General features: G+C 66.9%; 12 protein-coding genes. 4 read left to right on the forward strand and 8 right to left on the reverse strand.

The window, feature by feature from the left end:
- Positions 1–99 precede the first annotated feature (99 nt).
- The 3 genes from V7E00_RS05705 to V7E00_RS05715 all read left to right on the forward strand — a co-directional run bounded on the left by V7E00_RS05705 (position 100) and on the right by V7E00_RS05715 (position 4,637).
- Entirely contained in the window at positions 100–1,962 is a 1,863-nt protein-coding gene (locus V7E00_RS05705) for a methyl-accepting chemotaxis protein (RefSeq protein ID WP_443019142.1), read from the forward strand.
- Between the two features lie 74 nt (positions 1,963–2,036).
- On the forward strand, positions 2,037–3,386 hold the full coding sequence (locus V7E00_RS05710; protein WP_333571692.1) for a DUF418 domain-containing protein: 1,350 nt from the start codon (positions 2,037–2,039) through the stop codon (positions 3,384–3,386).
- Positions 3,387–3,611: 225 nt separating this feature from the next.
- A complete protein-coding gene (locus V7E00_RS05715; RefSeq protein WP_333571693.1) occupies positions 3,612–4,637 on the forward strand; it encodes an aspartate-semialdehyde dehydrogenase in 1,026 nt (341 codons plus the stop codon).
- Between the two features lie 48 nt (positions 4,638–4,685).
- On the opposite strand, the gene dcd is transcribed toward V7E00_RS05715, so the two are convergent.
- The 3 genes from dcd to V7E00_RS05730 all read right to left on the reverse strand — a co-directional run bounded on the left by dcd (position 4,686) and on the right by V7E00_RS05730 (position 6,403).
- On the reverse strand, positions 4,686–5,240 hold the full coding sequence (gene dcd, locus V7E00_RS05720) for a dCTP deaminase (RefSeq protein ID WP_333571694.1): 555 nt from the start codon (positions 5,238–5,240) through the stop codon (positions 4,686–4,688).
- Between the two features lie 225 nt (positions 5,241–5,465).
- On the reverse strand, positions 5,466–5,915 hold the full coding sequence (locus tag V7E00_RS05725) for a cytidine deaminase (RefSeq protein ID WP_333571695.1): 450 nt from the start codon (positions 5,913–5,915) through the stop codon (positions 5,466–5,468).
- A 5-nt stretch (positions 5,916–5,920) separates the two neighbouring features.
- Positions 5,921–6,403, reverse strand: a complete 483-nt coding sequence (locus V7E00_RS05730; RefSeq protein WP_333571696.1) for a UPF0262 family protein — start codon at positions 6,401–6,403, stop codon at positions 5,921–5,923.
- An 82-nt stretch (positions 6,404–6,485) separates the two neighbouring features.
- On the opposite strand from V7E00_RS05730, the gene V7E00_RS05735 reads away from it, so the two are divergent.
- Positions 6,486–7,982 carry a replicative DNA helicase gene (locus V7E00_RS05735; protein WP_333571697.1) on the forward strand — a complete coding sequence of 499 codons (1,497 nt, stop codon included), beginning with the start codon at positions 6,486–6,488 and terminating at the stop codon, positions 7,980–7,982.
- A gap of 203 nt (positions 7,983–8,185) precedes the next feature.
- Here the strand turns inward: V7E00_RS05735 and V7E00_RS05740 are convergent, their stop codons facing one another.
- The 5 genes from V7E00_RS05740 to V7E00_RS05760 all read right to left on the reverse strand — a co-directional run bounded on the left by V7E00_RS05740 (position 8,186) and on the right by V7E00_RS05760 (position 14,959).
- Positions 8,186–8,500, reverse strand: coding sequence for a hypothetical protein (locus tag V7E00_RS05740; protein WP_333571698.1), 315 nt, complete (start codon positions 8,498–8,500; stop codon positions 8,186–8,188).
- 130 nt (positions 8,501–8,630) lie between these two features.
- A complete protein-coding gene (locus V7E00_RS05745; protein WP_333571699.1) occupies positions 8,631–9,323 on the reverse strand; it encodes a VIT1/CCC1 transporter family protein in 693 nt (230 codons plus the stop codon).
- 229 nt (positions 9,324–9,552) lie between these two features.
- A complete protein-coding gene (locus tag V7E00_RS05750; protein ID WP_333571700.1) occupies positions 9,553–10,917 on the reverse strand; it encodes an MFS transporter in 1,365 nt (454 codons plus the stop codon).
- Positions 10,918–10,978: 61 nt separating this feature from the next.
- Positions 10,979–13,702, reverse strand: coding sequence for a TonB-dependent receptor (locus V7E00_RS05755; RefSeq protein ID WP_333571701.1), 2,724 nt, complete (start codon positions 13,700–13,702; stop codon positions 10,979–10,981).
- A 120-nt stretch (positions 13,703–13,822) separates the two neighbouring features.
- Positions 13,823–14,959, reverse strand: coding sequence for a hypothetical protein (locus V7E00_RS05760; RefSeq protein ID WP_333571702.1), 1,137 nt, complete (start codon positions 14,957–14,959; stop codon positions 13,823–13,825).
- Positions 14,960–15,219 lie beyond the last annotated feature (260 nt).

Here is a 15,219-nt window from a genome sequence, read left to right on the forward strand (position 1 = left end):
AAAACCCGGGGCGCGTCGCGACAGTGCGGCGCGCCTTTCTTCTATAATGCGCAGGTGGGAGATCTGCGCCCCTCCTGGGGTGCCTAGGAGGAACTGAGCGTGCAATTCCTGGCCAATCTCAAAATTCAGTTCAAGATCATGATGATGCTGGGAGTTCTTGGCATCGTTACTCTTGGCGTCTCCTGGTATGGCGGGAGCGTGATGCGCGACATAGACGCGCGCTATTCACAGCTGACCGACCTGAAGATGCCGAACACCGCCAAGCTGATTCGTGTGAACCGGCTCACCAACTTCATGATGTACACTGCCTACAAGACGCTGGTCTACGACGGCAACTCCGCCCAGGCGAAGAAGTCCGCCGCGGATGAGGCTGACGCGTATAAGCAGGCGCAGGATTATCTGAACGAGGTTTCCGCCGCCGAAAAGGACAGCGCCGCAGAGATTGCGCGGATCGACAATGCTGTCGACGAGCTGCAGAACGTGGTCGCCCCGGCTATTCAATTGGGTCTGTCGAACCGGAACGATGAGGCGAAGGCCGAGCTCGCGAAGGCCGACGAGCTTGCCGATTCGCTGACCAAGGCCATCAAAGCCTACAACGACAGTCGCACCGATTCCGCCAAAAAGCAGTCCGCCGGCATGAGCGTCAGCATCAGTGCGGCAGCGATGACTTTGCTCGGCATCGCGCTGGTAGCCGTGGCCGGCAGCATGGGACTGGCAATTTTTGTAACACGGTCGCAGATCGCCGGTCCGCTTGGTCGCTTGCAGGATTCGATGCGCGCGCTGGCCGGCGGCGACAACCATGTCGACGTGCCGGGTACGGAGCGCGCCGACGAGGTTGGCGCCATGGCGAAGTCCGTGCTGGTCTTCAAGGAAGCCGCGTTGCGCCAGGAAGAGCTCACCGAGGCGAAGAAGCGTGCGGATGCGGCACAGGCGCTCGTCGTCGAGACGCTCGAAGACCGCCTTGGCAAGCTTGCCAGCGGCGATCTGACGGCCAGCATCGAAACGCGCTTCGAAAGCGAATATGAAGGTCTGAAGCAGAACTTCAACGCTGCCGTCTCGTCGCTCCGCGAACTGATCACCGCTGTGATCGAGAGCGCCGAGACCATCTCCACCGGCTCGGCGGAAATCGCGCAGGCGAGCGAGGATCTTGCTCGCCGCACCGAAGGTGCCGCCGCCAGCCTGGAGGAAACCTCGGCCGCCGTCCACGAGATGGACCAGCGCATCAAGGCGACTGCCTCCGCCGCGACCAAGACCGTGGAACGCGCCACCGGCGCGATCGGCGTGGTCGACTCCGGCCGCAGCGTGGCGGACGAGGCGATGCAGGCGATGAGCCGGGTCTCCGAAAGCGCCAAGGGCATCGACAACGTGATCGAGGGCCTGGACAAGATCGCCTTCCAGACCCGCGTTCTTGCGATGAACGCGGCGGTGGAGGCCGGTCGTGCGGGCGAAGCGGGCCGCGGTTTCGCGGTCGTGGCGGACCTGGTCTCCGCGCTCGCGATGCGCGCCGAAGAGGAAGCGGGCCGTGCGCGCGACCAGCTGACCGCGACCCAGACGGACATCAATGCGGCCGTCGACATGGTGCGCCGCGTCGACAGCGCGCTCGGTGCCATTGTCGGCGACGTCAACGAGGTCCACTCGCTGCTGGAAGTGATGGCCAAGGACAACCAGGTCCAGGCCACGGCGGTGACCCAGGTTGCCACTGCCGTGAACAGCATCGACCAGACCACCCAGCAGAACGCGGCGATGGTGGAGGAGACCTCGGCGGCGGCGCGTAACCTGAGCTCGGAAGTCACTGCGCTGACCGAGCAGGCTTCGCGCTTCAACGCCGGCGACCGCAGCCACCGCAAGCCGGTCCGCTCGAAGGTCCATGCGCTGCCGGTCGCGTCGAACGCGCCGCATGCCGCCACCGTCACGGCGGTTCGACAGACCAGCGCCGAAGTGGAGGAATGGGCCAGCTTCTAAGGCCTGATCTTCGGACTCGACTCCCAATTAACCAAACTATAGGCTCGCCCTCGTCTATATGACGGGGGCGAGCCATGGCTTTGGAGGCGGGGGCGCAACTTGCGCCGGTGCAGGGAAAGGCGAGGATCGACATCCTCGATATCTTGCGGGGACTCGCCATCCTCGGCATATTTTTCATGAACATCCCGTTCGAGGGTCAGACGGCGCTGGTGATGTTCAACCGCCCGCAGATCATCGGGTGGACTCCGCTCGATCAGTGGAGCTGGGCCTTCGTGCAGGTCGCGCTCGAAGGCACGCAGCGCGGGTTGCTGGAGATATTGTTCGGCTGTGGGCTGATGGTGCTGGCGGCGCGGGCGATGCGGCCCGATGGCCCGGTCGCCGTTGCGGACCTCTACTGGCGCCGCAACCTGTGGCTGCTCGGCTTCGGGCTGCTCGACATCTTCGTGTTCCTGTGGACCGGAGACATCCTGCACGTCTACGCGCTTGCCGCCCTGTTCCTCTTCCCGTTCCGGCTGCTGGGACCGCGCGTGCTGCTGGCGCTGGGATCGGTGTTCGCCCTCGGCATGGCGATCTCGGCAGTGCCGATCTATGTCGAGCGGGGCACGTTCCAGGCGGCTGCACACAAGGTCGAGCAGAAGGTCGCTGCACACCAGCCGCTGACCCGGCAGGAGCAGGACACGCACAAGCGGTGGCAGGCGCTGCTCGAGCGGCGCGCGACCGGGGGCGAGGAAGGCAAGAAGATTGCGGAGATGGAGAAGAAGGGCCACGCCGGCGGCTTCCTTGCCTATGCCACGATGTATATCGGCTTCTATTTCGAGTTCATGCTGCCGCAACTTGCCATGGGCGTGGCCGAGGCGTTCTGCATGATGCTGGTGGGGATCGCGCTGTGGAAGTGGCAGATCGTGCAAGGCGGGCGCAGCACCCGCTTCTATGCGGTGCTGCTGGTCTGCTGCTATGTGCCGGGCATGATCGCTCGGGCGGTGGGCGCGCATGAGGCACTTTCACCCGTGCCGACCCTGCACAGCTATTGGATCACCCAGGAGCCGGCCCGGATGCTCGTTTCGATCGGCCATGTCGCGCTGATCAACCTGGCGGCGCGCAGCGCGGCGGGGCAGGTGATCCTCGCGCCGTTCAAGGCGGCGGGGCGCACGGCCTTCTCGCTCTATTTCCTCCAGCAGTTCCTCGCCATCTTCATCCTGTTCGCGCCCTGGGGCGCCGGGCTCTGGGGCAAGCTGGGCTGGGGCGGGCTGTACGGGGTCGCGCTGGCCGTGCTGGTGTTCGAGGTGGTGCTCGCCAATCTCTGGCTGCGGGCATTTGCGATGGGGCCGATGGAATGGGCGTGGCGCTCGCTCGCCTATGTGCAGCGCCAGCCGTTCCGGCGGCCGCGTGCGGCCAAGCCGGAGGTGGTGCTGGCCGCGGCATGAAGTTGCGCAAAAAGACGCTCGCCACGCAGCATTGTTTCTGCTAGCGCCAATTTCGATGCTTCGAAAACGCGCCAAATCCACGCGAATTACGCCGCGCCCGTAAGCCGGGCGCGATAGCTGCGCTTTATGCAGCGAAGCAGCGGAATGCTGGTGCATTCCACCTTCCATCCCCACTAAAGAGCCTCCACGCCGCAGGTGCCGGCGCGGGCAAGGAAAGAGGTACAAATGGGTTACCGTGTCGTCGTCGCAGGCGCCACCGGCAATGTCGGTCGCGAAATGCTCAACATCCTGGCCGAGCGGGAATTCCCGATCGACGATCTCGCCGTGCTGGCGTCGTCGCGCTCGACTGGCGACATGGTCGATTTCGGCGAGACCGGGAAACAGTACAAGGTCCAGAACATCGAGCATTTCGATCCCACCGGCTGGGACATGGCGCTGTTCGCGATCGGCTCCGAAGGCAGCGCGATCTACGCGCCCAAGTTTGCCGCTGCGGGCTGCACGGTGATCGACAATGCCTCGCTTTACCGCATGGACCCCGATGTGCCGCTGATCGTGCCGGAGGTGAACCCGGAGGCGATCGACGGGTACAAGGCACGCAACATCATCGCCAACCCGAACTGCTCGACCGCGCAGATGGTGGTGGCGCTCAAGCCGCTGCACGACAAGGCGAAGATCAAGCGCGTGGTGGTCGCGACCTATCAGTCGGTCTCCGGCGCGGGCAAGGCGGGGATGGACGAACTGTTCAACCAGAGCCGCGCGATCTTCGTCGGCGACCAGGTGGAACCGTCCAAGTTCACCAAGCAGATCGCGTTCAACGTGATCCCGCACATCGACAGCTTCCTCGACGACGGCTCGACCAAGGAAGAGTTCAAGATGGTCGCCGAGACCAAGAAGATCCTCGATCCCAAGGTGAAGGTCACCGCCACCTGCGTCCGCGTGCCGGTGTTCGTCGGCCATTCCGAAGCGATCAACATCGAGTTCGAGGACGAAATCTCGGCGGAGGAAGCGCAGAACATCCTGCGCGAGGCGCCGGGCATCATGCTGGTCGATAAGCGCGAGAATGGCGGCTATGTGACGCCGATCGAGTGCGTCGGCGAATATGCCACCTATGTCAGCCGCGTGCGCGAGGATTCGACCGTCGAGAACGGCCTGTCGCTGTGGTGCGTGTCGGACAATCTTCGGAAAGGTGCCGCGCTGAACGCGGTGCAGATCGCCGAGCTGCTCGGCCGCCGGCACCTGCAGAAGGCCTGATCGTTAGCGTCTCCTCCCTCGGTGATGCCGGGGGAGGAAACGCTCTGTTCAAAGCCGCGGCAGGGTCACCCCGCGCTGGCCCATATATTTGCCTGCACGGTCGGCATAGCTCGTCTCGCAGGGCTGCTCGCCCTTGAGGAACAGGAACTGGCAGGCGCCCTCATTGGCGTAGATCTTGGCCGGCAGCGGCGTGGTGTTGGAGAACTCCAGCGTCACATGGCCTTCCCACTCGGGCTCCAGCGGCGTGACGTTCACGATGATCCCGCAGCGCGCATAGGTCGACTTGCCGAGGCAGATCACCAGCACGTCGCGCGGCACCCGGAAATATTCCACGGTGCGGGCCAGGGCGAAGCTGTTCGGCGGGATCACGCACACATCGGTCTTGCGGTCGACAAAGCTGTTCGCGTCGAAGTTCTTCGGATCCACCACGGCACTGTCGACATTGGTGAAGATCTTGAATTCGTCAGCCACGCGCGCGTCGTAGCCATAGGAGGAGAGGCCGTAGCTGATGCAGCCCTCGCGCCGCTGGCTCTCGACGAAGGGCTCGATCATGGCGTGGTTGAGCGCCTGCTCGCGAATCCAGCGGTCGGAAAGAATGGACATGGCGGCGGGTAGTGCGGGGCAGGCGGCGCGGCGTCAAGTTTGGGGGTGCCTGGTTAAGCTGCTCCCGAGCTTGCCACGCTCCGATCGTCATTCCCGCGAAGGCGGAAAGCCATTGGCGCTGACGCTGCGGCTCTGGCCCCCAACGTCCTGGCAAATGGATTCCCGCCTGCGCGGGAATGACGGCGGGCGGATGGATGACCGTTGGGAGGAGCGGTCGCGTTCCCCTCAGCTGATCCCCAGATCCCCCGGCCCGAACGCCTGGGGCAGCAGCTCGGAAAGCCGGTAGCTCGCCACCGCTTCGCCCTCGGCCGCGCCGCAGTGGACCGGCAGGTCGCGCTTGCCCAGCTGGGCCGCCTCGTTGATCACCTGGCGGCACCGCCCGCACGGGCTCACCGGCGTCAGCCCCGTGGGCACCCCGTCCGGCCCGATCGGCCCGCCGATCACCGCGATCTCCGCCACGTCGCGCAGCCGCCCCTGCGCCGACACCGTCGCCAGCGCCACCGTCTCCGCGCAGAGCGACAGGCCGTAGCTGGCATTCTCGAAATTGGCGCCGGTGACCACCGTGCCGTCGGTCAGCAGCACCGCGGCGCCCACGCCGAAGTTGGAATAGGGCGCGTGCGCGTTTCGCGCGGCGGTGCGGGCGGCTGCGATCAGCGCGCGGGTGTCGAAGTCCATGAAATTCATCCCTTGATGTGGAGCACGCAGATCAGCGTGAACAGCCGCCGTGCCGTATCGAAATCGACGTCGATCTTGCCCTCGAGCGCCGTCCGCAACAGCTCGGCGCTGTCGTTGTGGATGCCCCGCCTGGCCATGTCGACCGTCTCGATCTGCGCGGGCGTCGCGGCGCGGATCGCCTGGTAATAGCTGTCGCAGATCGCGAAATAATCGCGGATCGGCCGGCGGAAGCGGGCGAGGCCGAGCACGATCGTCTCCAGCGGCGTATCGTCCGCCCGCCGGATCGCCAGCGCCAGCCGGCCTTCCTCCACGCTCAGGTGGAGCTTGTAGGGCCCGGCATAGCCGTCGGGTTGTTCGCGCTGGGGGGCGAAGTGGTTGTCCTCGAGCAGATCGTAGATCGCGATCCGGCGTTCCTGCTCGATATCCGCCGAGCGCCACAGGATGGTGCGCTCGTCGAGGGTCACGTCGATGATCCGCGGATCGGCCATAGGTCCCAGCTTTGGAAGCATTCCCCGTTTTCCACAAGCCATGCCAGTTGCCGAGCCCCCGACATAGGCCGATGAGGAGGGCATGGCACAGCCGATTCCCTTTCCTGCACCCGAGCCCCAAGAGGGCCTGAGTCTCCCGCAAAATGTCGAAGCCGAAGCCGCCCTGCTCGGCGCGATGATGATCGACAACCGAGTCGCCGAGGACGTGCTCCAGAAGCTGCGACCCGAGCATTTCTTCGAGCCGCTCCACGGCCGCATCTATGAGCAGATCGCGCATCTGGTGGGCGACAATCGCCTCGCAACCCCGGTGACGCTGCGCCCGCTGTTCGCCAATGATTCCGCCATGAAGGAGCTGGGCGGCCCGGCCTATCTGGCCCAGCTGACCGGCAATCCGGCCAGCCTGATCGGCGCGCGCTCCTTCGCTGACCAGATCTACGATCTCGCCCAGCTGCGTGCACTGGTGGACGTGGGCCGCGGCATGGTGGAGGGCGCGCTCGACACCAGCGAGGACATCAACCCCTCCAAGCAGATCGAGCAGGCCGAACTCCGCCTCTACCAGGTCGCCGAGCAGGGCGATTCGGAAGCCGGCGTGAAGTCCTTCACCCGCGCCGCCACCCTCGCCGTGAAGCAGGCCGAAAAGGCGATGAACTCGGGCGGCGGCATCTCGGGCATCACCACGGGGCTCAGCGACCTCAACGCCTCGACCGGCGGTTTCAACCGATCGGACCTGCTGATCCTCGCCGGCCGCCCGGGCATGGGCAAGACCTCGCTCGCCACCAACATCGCGTTCAATGCGGCCAAACGCTACATGGACGATCTCGACGCGGGCATTGCCGAGGAGAAGTCGATCGGCGCGCCGGTGGCGTTCTTCAGCCTCGAAATGTCGGCCGACCAGCTGGCGATGCGTATCTTGTCCGAGCAGGCCGAGGTCGTCTCGGAAAAGCTGCGTACCGGCCAGCTGAGCAATGCCGAGTTCCAGAAGTTCGCGCGCGCCGCGGGCGATCTGGAGCGGCTGCCGCTCTATATCGATGACACGCCGGGCCTCACCATCGCGGCGCTGCGCACCCGCGCGCGGCGGCTCAAGCGCCAGCACAAGATCGGCATGGTGATCGTCGACTATCTCCAGCTGCTCACCGGCTCGGCCAAGGCGTCGGGCGACGGGCGCGTGCAGGAAATCTCGGAGATTTCGCGCGGCCTCAAGACGCTGGCCAAGGAACTCCATGTCCCGGTGCTGGCGCTCTCCCAGCTGAGCCGTGCGGTGGAAAGCCGCGAGGACAAGCGCCCGCAGCTCTCCGATCTTCGCGAATCCGGCTCGATCGAGCAGGACGCCGATATCGTGCTGTTCGTGTATCGCGACGAATATTACCACGACTTCAAGGCGCCGACCAAGGTGCCCGACGGCACCGAGACCGCCGAGGAGCGCATGGCCTATGAGGAATGGCAGGCCAAGCAGCTGGAAGTGGCGAACAAGGCGACGGTAATCATCGCCAAGCAGCGCCATGGTGCCACGGGCTCGGTGCACATGCGGTTCGACCGGCAGTTCACCAAGTTCAGCGATCTGGCCCCGGAGGGGTATTGAGGCTTTCCGGCGGCTAAGCCTGCTCAGCCCCTCCCCTTCAGGGGAGGGGTTGGGGTGGGGAACATCGCTTCGGCTGTGGGATGCGCTTCCCGGTCATGCCCCCCCAACCCGTCCGCTGAAGGAAGGGGGGCTAAATTTTAGATATTTTGCGCAAGCGAGATGCGATCGCTACCGTTTCAGAGCGGCACAATCATGATTCGACATTAGGACGTGGCTTTGCTGGAGAAATGCAGCTCCTCATAACTGTAGCTGAGACCTGCTGCTAACGCTTCCCTAGTCGTATGGACGATGTCGCGGCCACCGAAATTGGCCGGGATCGTAACCGTGGCTTTTGCTCGACCTTCGCCGAGCGGGGTAATCGCCGATGCGATCAACGGGATTGGGGCGGACCCTTGCAGTTTTACAAAGCGCTCAACGCCTGCGCTGGTGCCGGTAACAGTGATCTTTTTGATCGCAGTGGCTGTAGCATCCTCGCTTCTGCCACAGCTGCTCAGTGTAGTGGAGAGCGCAAGGAGCATAACTGAAACGCACGTGTGGCGCATAAATCAATTCCCCAACTATATACACTATACGTCCCATAGAATCACAGCATCGGCAATATTCATTTCTTCGTCAAAGCGGCGTGAGGTGTTGCTCCTTTGCGCCTGCTCAAACACTCGTCCCCACAACCCGCCCGATCCCCGCCGTCAGCGCCATCGCCAGCGCTCCCCAGAACACCACCCGCACCACCGGCTTCATCGGTCTGGCCCCGCCGGTGATCGCGCCCAGCGCGCCGAGCAGGGCGAGGAACAGGATCGATCCCGCCGCTTCGCCTGCCGCCATCCAGCGCATCGGCAGCAGCGCGGCGAGCAGCAGCGGCGGCGCCGCGCCCGCCGTGAAGGTCGCAGCGGAAGTGAGCGCGGCGACAACTGGCCGCGCGGTCGTCATTTCGGTGATGTGCAGCTCGTCGCGGGCATGGGCCTCCAGCGCGTCATGCGCCATCATCTGCTCGGCCGCCGCTTTGGCCGTGGCGGGATCGACGCCGCGGCCGACATAGATGGCGGTCAGTTCGGCCAGCTCGGCCTCGGGCGTGGTGGCGAGTTCCTGCCGCTCGCGGGCGAGGTCGGCGCGTTCGGTATCGGATTGCGAGCTGACCGAGACATATTCGCCCGCCGCCATCGACATCGCACCCGCCACCAGCCCCGCCACGCCCGCGACGAGCAGCGCCGGCCGCGCCGCGCCCGAGGCGGCGACGCCCAGGATCAGGCTGGCGGTGGAGACGATGCCGTCATTCGCCCCCAGCACGGCGGCGCGCAGCCAGCCGATCCGGGCGACGAGATGCTGTTCGCGGTGCGGGCGCATGGGGTTCCTCCGGCGATGGTCTCGCGGGGAGGATGGGGCGGGGCTCCGGCACGGGCAATGGGGGACATCCCGTGGGTGTAGCGGGAGGGGCGGTTGATGGCCTTTCCTCTCCACCGTCATCCCGGCGGAAGCCGGGATCCATTTGCCACTCCGCCGCAGCAGGAGCTGGTACGGAGACCCCAATGGATCCCGGCTTTCGCCGGGATGACCGCTAGAGGGGAGCGGCGGCTCAGTCCTTCAGCGTGAGGAACGCCGTCACGCCTGCCGCGACCGCCAGCGCTGCGCACACCAGCGCCGCCACCTGAAACCCGCCGACCAGCGCCGCGCCGGTCTGCGAGAGCACCGCGCCGGCCAGCGCGGTCGCGACCAGCCCGCCGGTCCGCGCGATGGCGCTGTTGAACCCCGAGGCGGTGCCCGTGAAGCGGTCGTCGACCGAGGCGAGCACTGCCGTGGTCAGCGGCGCCACCGCGCCGGCCATGCCCAGCGACAGCACCAGCATGCCCGGCAGAATGCTCGTCCAGTAGTTCGCCTGCGGGTCCGCGCCCGAGAGCAGCCAGAAGCCGATGCCGGTGACGATCGGGCCGATCGACAGCGGCCAGCGCCCGCCGATCCGCGCCGCCAGCCGCCCGGCGAAGCGCGAGGAGACGCCGATCACGATCGAGAAGGGGAGGAGCGCCAGCCCCGCCTGCGCGGGCGGATAGCCGCCGCCGACGATCAGCAGATAGGGCAGCAGCAGGATCAGCCCGCCCAGCGCCCCGTAGAGCAGCAGGGTCAGCACGCTGAGGCCGACGAAGGGCAGTGAGCCGAACAGGGCCAGCGGCATCATCGCGCGCTCGCCCAGCCGGTGCTGGTGGAGGACGAAGCCGGCCAGCAGCGCAACGCCGCCGACCAGACCGATGCTGGACTCGGCGGAGACGGCATGGCTGCTCGACCAGAGGGTGAGCGCCCAGGTGAGGCTGCCGAGCCCCGCGGTGGCGAGCGCCGCGCCCAGCCAGTCGAGCCCGCCCTTGCCGCGCGGGCTCTCCGGCACGAACCGCCAGGCGATGGCGATGGCGGCGGCCGCGACCGGCAGGTTGAGATAGAAGATCGCGCGCCAGCCGACCGCGTCGACCAGCCAGCCGCCGAGCGGCGGGCCCACGGCGGAGGCGATCGCCCCGGCCGAGGCCCAGGTGCCGATCGCGCGGCCCCGCGACTCGCCGTGGAAGCTGCTGCCGAGCAGGCCGAGGCTGTTCGGCATCAGGATCGCCGCACCGATCCCCTGCAGCGCGCGCGAGGCGAGCAGCAGGTCCGTGCCGCGGGACAGGGCGCAGCCGAGCGATGCCAGCGCGAAGATCCCCACGCCCAGGATCAGCATCCGGCGGCGGCCGAAATAGTCGCCGGTCGCCCCGCCGAACAGGAGGAGCGCGGAGAGGGGGAGGAGGTAGGCGTTGATGATCCAGGGCAGCGTCGCGGGATCGGCGGCGAGGCTGCGCCCGATCGTCGGCAGCGCGACGTTGGTCACCGATCCGTCGAGAAAGGCGAGGCTGGAGGCGCACATGCACGCCGCGATGATCCAGCCGCCATGGCGCGGCGCGGGCGGGGCGGTGTCGCTCATCGGCGGGGGAGGCTCTGCATTGCGCTGCCGTAGCCGCGGCGCAGGTGCAGAGCCAGCCGAGTCAGAAGCGCGTACGCACCGTCAGGCCATAGGTCCGCGGCTCGGCAAGGAACGAGCCGAACATCGCGTTCCCGGCCGCGAAGCTCGGGGCGCCGAATGCCTGCACCTGCGAGCGGCTGCCCGCGCCCTGGAAGGGCAGGTTGAACGCGACCTGCTGATAGTTGGTGTCGAGCAGGTTCTGCGCCCACAGTTCCACCGCCCATTTCTCGTCCGGTCCGCGCACGCCGATGCGGGCATTCATCGTGACGAAGCCGTCCTGCAGCTTCTCGATGAACAGGTCCGATCCGGTGTTGTAGTCGCTGGTCATGCGGCCATCGACATAGAGCAGCCCGGTCATGCCGCTGCTGCCGATCGACGGCGTCCAGGTCACCGCGCTGGTGACGGTGTTGCGCGGCGCGTTCGACATCTGGCTGCCGGGGAGCAGGAACAGCGCCGCATTGAGCGGCTCGCCCGTCTTGGAGCCGACCAGGTCGTGCTGGTACTTGGCGTCGGCCAGCGTGTAGCCGAGGTTCACGGTGAAGTTGGAGGTGGGGTAGAAGCCGAACTCCAGTTCCACGCCCTGGGTTACCACGCCCTTGCCGACGCTGCCGGTGCAGGCGCCCGTTGCCGAGCTGTTGTCGCGGTCGGCACCGTTCAGCGCGGTGCTGCAGCCGCCGATATTCTGGACGATGTAGCTGGTGCCGTTGAAGGTGTTGAGCTGGAAGTTGGTGAACTCGGAGCGGTACAGCGCCATGTTGGCGGTGATGTGCCGCGCGCTGTACTTGGCGCCGATCTCGAAGGCGTTCACCGTCTCGGGATCGAAGCGCAGGTTGGTGACGGCGGACTGGCGCGGGGTGGCGAACACCGTCGCCGACAGGTCCGAACGATCGAGATTGTAGCCGCCCGCCTTGTAGCCGCGCGCATAGGAGGCATAGAAGAGCGTGCTCTCCGCCGGCTTCCACGAGAGCACCGCGGTGCCGGTGAGCTGGCCTTCCTTGAACTTGTCCGCGAAGGGCACCCCGGTCAGCGCCGAGGTGGAGTTGCCGGTGCAGGTCAGCGTGACGATGCCGCCGGCCAGCGACTGGAGCGTCGCGTTGGTGCTGGCGAGCAGCGGCGCCAGCGCGGCCTGCTGCGCCGGGCAGACGGTGTTGTTGTTGGCGAACGCCGCCTGCAGCGACTTGCTCTCGTGCGTGTAGCGCGCGCCGAGCGTGAAGCTGAGCTGCTTGGTGAGCTTGTAGATGTTGTGGGTGAAGAAGGCCCAGTTCTCGCTGGTCTGGTCGTACAGGTCGAGCGTCGAGCCGAGGTCGTTGAGCGTGCTCAGGCGGTCGATGCCCCCGATGATCTGCGGCCCCACGGCGGGCGTGAGCGCCGCGCGGCCCGTGGCGCTGAGGCAGCCGGGGCGGGTGGGGTCGCGCAGCGCCGACGCCGCGTTGATCGTCGCCACCATGCGGCAGGCGGCGAAGGCACCATATTGGGTGCCGAAGCGGAGATTGTCTGCCACGCGCAACTTCTCGTGCGCGTAATAGCCGCCGACCAGCCAATCGAGCTTGTCGCCCAGGATCGTGCCCGAGAAACGGCTCTCATGGCTGAAGGTATGGAACTGGCGATAGGCGTTGCCGTCATCCGGGCGATAGGCGATGTCCACATTGCCATAGTCGATGTCGCCGGCACCCGCCGACTTGTACTCGCGATAGGCGGTGAGCGAGGTCAGCTGCGTGGCGCCGAGGTTCCAGCGGACGCGGGCGGACAGGCCGTAATCGGTGGTGAGATTGGCATAGGCGCGGCCGCGCGTCAGCGCGATCTGGCGGTTATAGGGTGCGTTCTCGCTCGGCAGCACGCCGCCCATGCTGCGCAGGATCGCGGTGATGCGGTTGCCCGCCGGGTTGACCGCGAAGTCGCCGGGCACGCCGGGGGTGGGGTCCAGCTTCTCGCGCGTGTCCATGTAGACGGCGCCGCAGCACTTCTCGTTGCGATGGGTATAGTCGGCGATCAGGCGGATGCCGAGATCGGGGTTGACCGTGAAGAGCAGCTGGCCGCGGACGAAATAGCGGTTGCGATCGTTATAGTCGGTATTGTTGACGACATCGTGCAGATAGCCGTCGCGCTTCGAATAGACTCCGTCGATGCGGAAGGCGACCAGGTCCTTCACTACCGGCCCGGTCAGCGCGCCAGAGAGGCGCACGGCGTTGAAATTGCCATAGGTTGCCTCGGTGAACCCGCCGAACTTGAATTCGGGCAGCTTGGTGTAGATGCTGATCGCGCCCGCCGAGGAGTTGCGGCCCGACAGCGTGCCCTGCGGCCCGCGCAGCACTTCGATCCGCTCGATCTCGCCCATGTCGTTGAGGCCCGAGCCGGTGCGGCTGCGATAGATGCCGTCGATGAACACCGCGACCGAGCTTTCGAGGCCGGGATTGTCGCCGACCGTGCCGATGCCGCGCACGCGCGCCGAGGCATTGGCCTCAGAGCCGGTGGAGGAGACGAGCAGCGACGGCGCGATCTGGGTCATCTGCCGGATGTCGGTTGCGCCCGAATTCTGCAGCGCCGCCTGGCCGAACGCCGACACCGCGATCGGCACGTTCGACAATCGTTCGGAACGGCGCGTGGCAGTGATGACGATGTCGGCCGTATTGGGCGATTCTTCGGCTTCGGCCGGCGTGTTGGCGGCCGACCCGCGCAGGTCCTGCGCCGCGGCCGGTGCGGCAAGTGCAAGAACCCCGGCGGACAGCAAGAATGCACATTTCGACATATCGGCTCCTCTCTTTTCCAAGCTTTTGCTTTGGTTTGACTGCCTGGTTTGCCGAAAGAGCCATAAATTTCGGTGAACGTCTCCTCGGGTTTTCGACGGGGGCGCCGGCGATGCGGACGTTTACGGTCGGCGGCGCGGGCCCGGTTCCAGCGCTTCGCTGGCCTTCAGCGCGAACAGCGCCGTGACGGCCGGGCTCCCGCCATCGGCGCCCATGGCTGTTCTGCGGGTGGCCGGGCTGCTGCGCGGGAAGAGGCTCGCCGGCCAACCGGTCGGGCCGGGGGCAAGGAGCGGGCGGACCTGGCCGGGCAGCGCCGAGGGGAGCGCGGTGCGGGTCGTCGCCAGTGCGAGCACCGCCAGCGCGGTGGTCAGTGGTTCACGGCCGCGCGCGCCCCACCCGCCGCCGCCGTGCCGCTGTTCGTGCAGAAATCCGGCGGCTCGGCCCACGGCAGGATGATTGGGCATCACGGCCCCGAGCAGCCGCAGCGCCTGCCAGCTGCAGTACAGGCCGTCGCCCTCGGTTGCGGGGCACCAGCTGCCGTCCGGCTGCTGCCGCTCCGCAACCCAGCGGGCACCAGCGACGATCATGCCGAGGAAGCGCCGCGCGTCCCAGCGTGCAAGCCCATAGACGAGGCCTGCGATCGCCGCGACCGCATCCGGCGAGGCGCGCTCGGGCAGGGCCCATGCGGGGATCGCACCATCCGCCTCGGCATAGGCGAGCAGTATCGCAATCGGCGGTGCGCAATGCGCGGCGATCAGGTCCCGCCGGCCGACCCGTGCGAGCAGGAGCATCGCCTGCGCGATCTGCGCGACCTCGTCCGCCATGTCGTCGGGCGCGGTGACGCGGCGAGGGGACGTGCCCCCCTCTGCCGGGTAGCGCCGCATGATGCCGCGGACCGATGCTTCGATCCGCGGATGTCGCGGCGGCACGCCGGCATCGAGCAGGGCGTCGGCGATCAACATGTCCACGAGCGGGTCGGAGGCAGCGGGGCCCGCCGACGCCTCCGTGGCGGCAGTGCCTTTCGGATCGACCGGCAGCGTGCGCTGGGCTGGCCCTGGCGCCCCTTCCAGCAATTCGGCGACGGCGCGCCGTGCGATCGCGTCGCGGAGGGCGGGACGGACCGGCGCTGCAGGCGGCGCGCGAAGGTTCGACCGGTCATCGGGGAGCGTCTCCGCCTGATGCGCGCTTCCCTCGAAGGCCGGGGTCGATACGGGCGCGGCCGCGAGCCCTTCGGGTGCATTCGGTTCGCAGATGTGCATGGCGCCCTCCTACAGCCACCATTCGGTATCCCCGGCGGCGCGGCGGCCCGTCACCGGTACGACGACGAGCGGACTGGCTCTCTATCCGCGGATCGCGCTCGCCGTTCCCGCAATGTTCGGGCGATTGATCGCGCAGGCGGCGAGGGTTGGAAATGGCAAGCTGGTCCGGAACGGATCGATGCCGCGTTCCGTGGCGCAGCCCGGCGCGCGGGGTGCCGCGCGAATTCTGGCCATGGTGTGCGGAACCGCCGCTCCAATCC

It is taken from the genome of Sphingomonas sp. (genome assembly GCF_036731925.1).
Taxonomy (GTDB): domain Bacteria; phylum Pseudomonadota; class Alphaproteobacteria; order Sphingomonadales; family Sphingomonadaceae; genus Sphingomonas.

Excerpts from the sequence above, each read along its gene's own strand:
- V7E00_RS05710 (WP_333571692.1), top strand. The coding sequence starts at position 2,037 with ATGGCTTTGGAGGCGGGGGCGCAACTTGCGCCGGTGCAGGGAAAGGCG.
- V7E00_RS05715 (WP_333571693.1), top strand. The coding sequence starts at position 3,612 with ATGGGTTACCGTGTCGTCGTCGCAGGCGCCACCGGCAATGTCGGTCGC.
- dcd (WP_333571694.1), bottom strand. The coding sequence starts at position 5,240 with ATGTCCATTCTTTCCGACCGCTGGATTCGCGAGCAGGCGCTCAACCAC.
- V7E00_RS05725 (WP_333571695.1), bottom strand. The coding sequence starts at position 5,915 with ATGGACTTCGACACCCGCGCGCTGATCGCAGCCGCCCGCACCGCCGCG.
- V7E00_RS05730 (WP_333571696.1), bottom strand. The coding sequence starts at position 6,403 with ATGGCCGATCCGCGGATCATCGACGTGACCCTCGACGAGCGCACCATC.
- V7E00_RS05735 (WP_333571697.1), top strand. The coding sequence starts at position 6,486 with ATGGCACAGCCGATTCCCTTTCCTGCACCCGAGCCCCAAGAGGGCCTG.
- V7E00_RS05740 (WP_333571698.1), bottom strand. The coding sequence starts at position 8,500 with ATGCTCCTTGCGCTCTCCACTACACTGAGCAGCTGTGGCAGAAGCGAG.
- V7E00_RS05745 (WP_333571699.1), bottom strand. The coding sequence starts at position 9,323 with ATGCGCCCGCACCGCGAACAGCATCTCGTCGCCCGGATCGGCTGGCTG.
- V7E00_RS05750 (WP_333571700.1), bottom strand. The coding sequence starts at position 10,917 with ATGAGCGACACCGCCCCGCCCGCGCCGCGCCATGGCGGCTGGATCATC.
- V7E00_RS05755 (WP_333571701.1), bottom strand. The coding sequence starts at position 13,702 with ATGTCGAAATGTGCATTCTTGCTGTCCGCCGGGGTTCTTGCACTTGCC.
- V7E00_RS05760 (WP_333571702.1), bottom strand. The coding sequence starts at position 14,959 with ATGCACATCTGCGAACCGAATGCACCCGAAGGGCTCGCGGCCGCGCCC.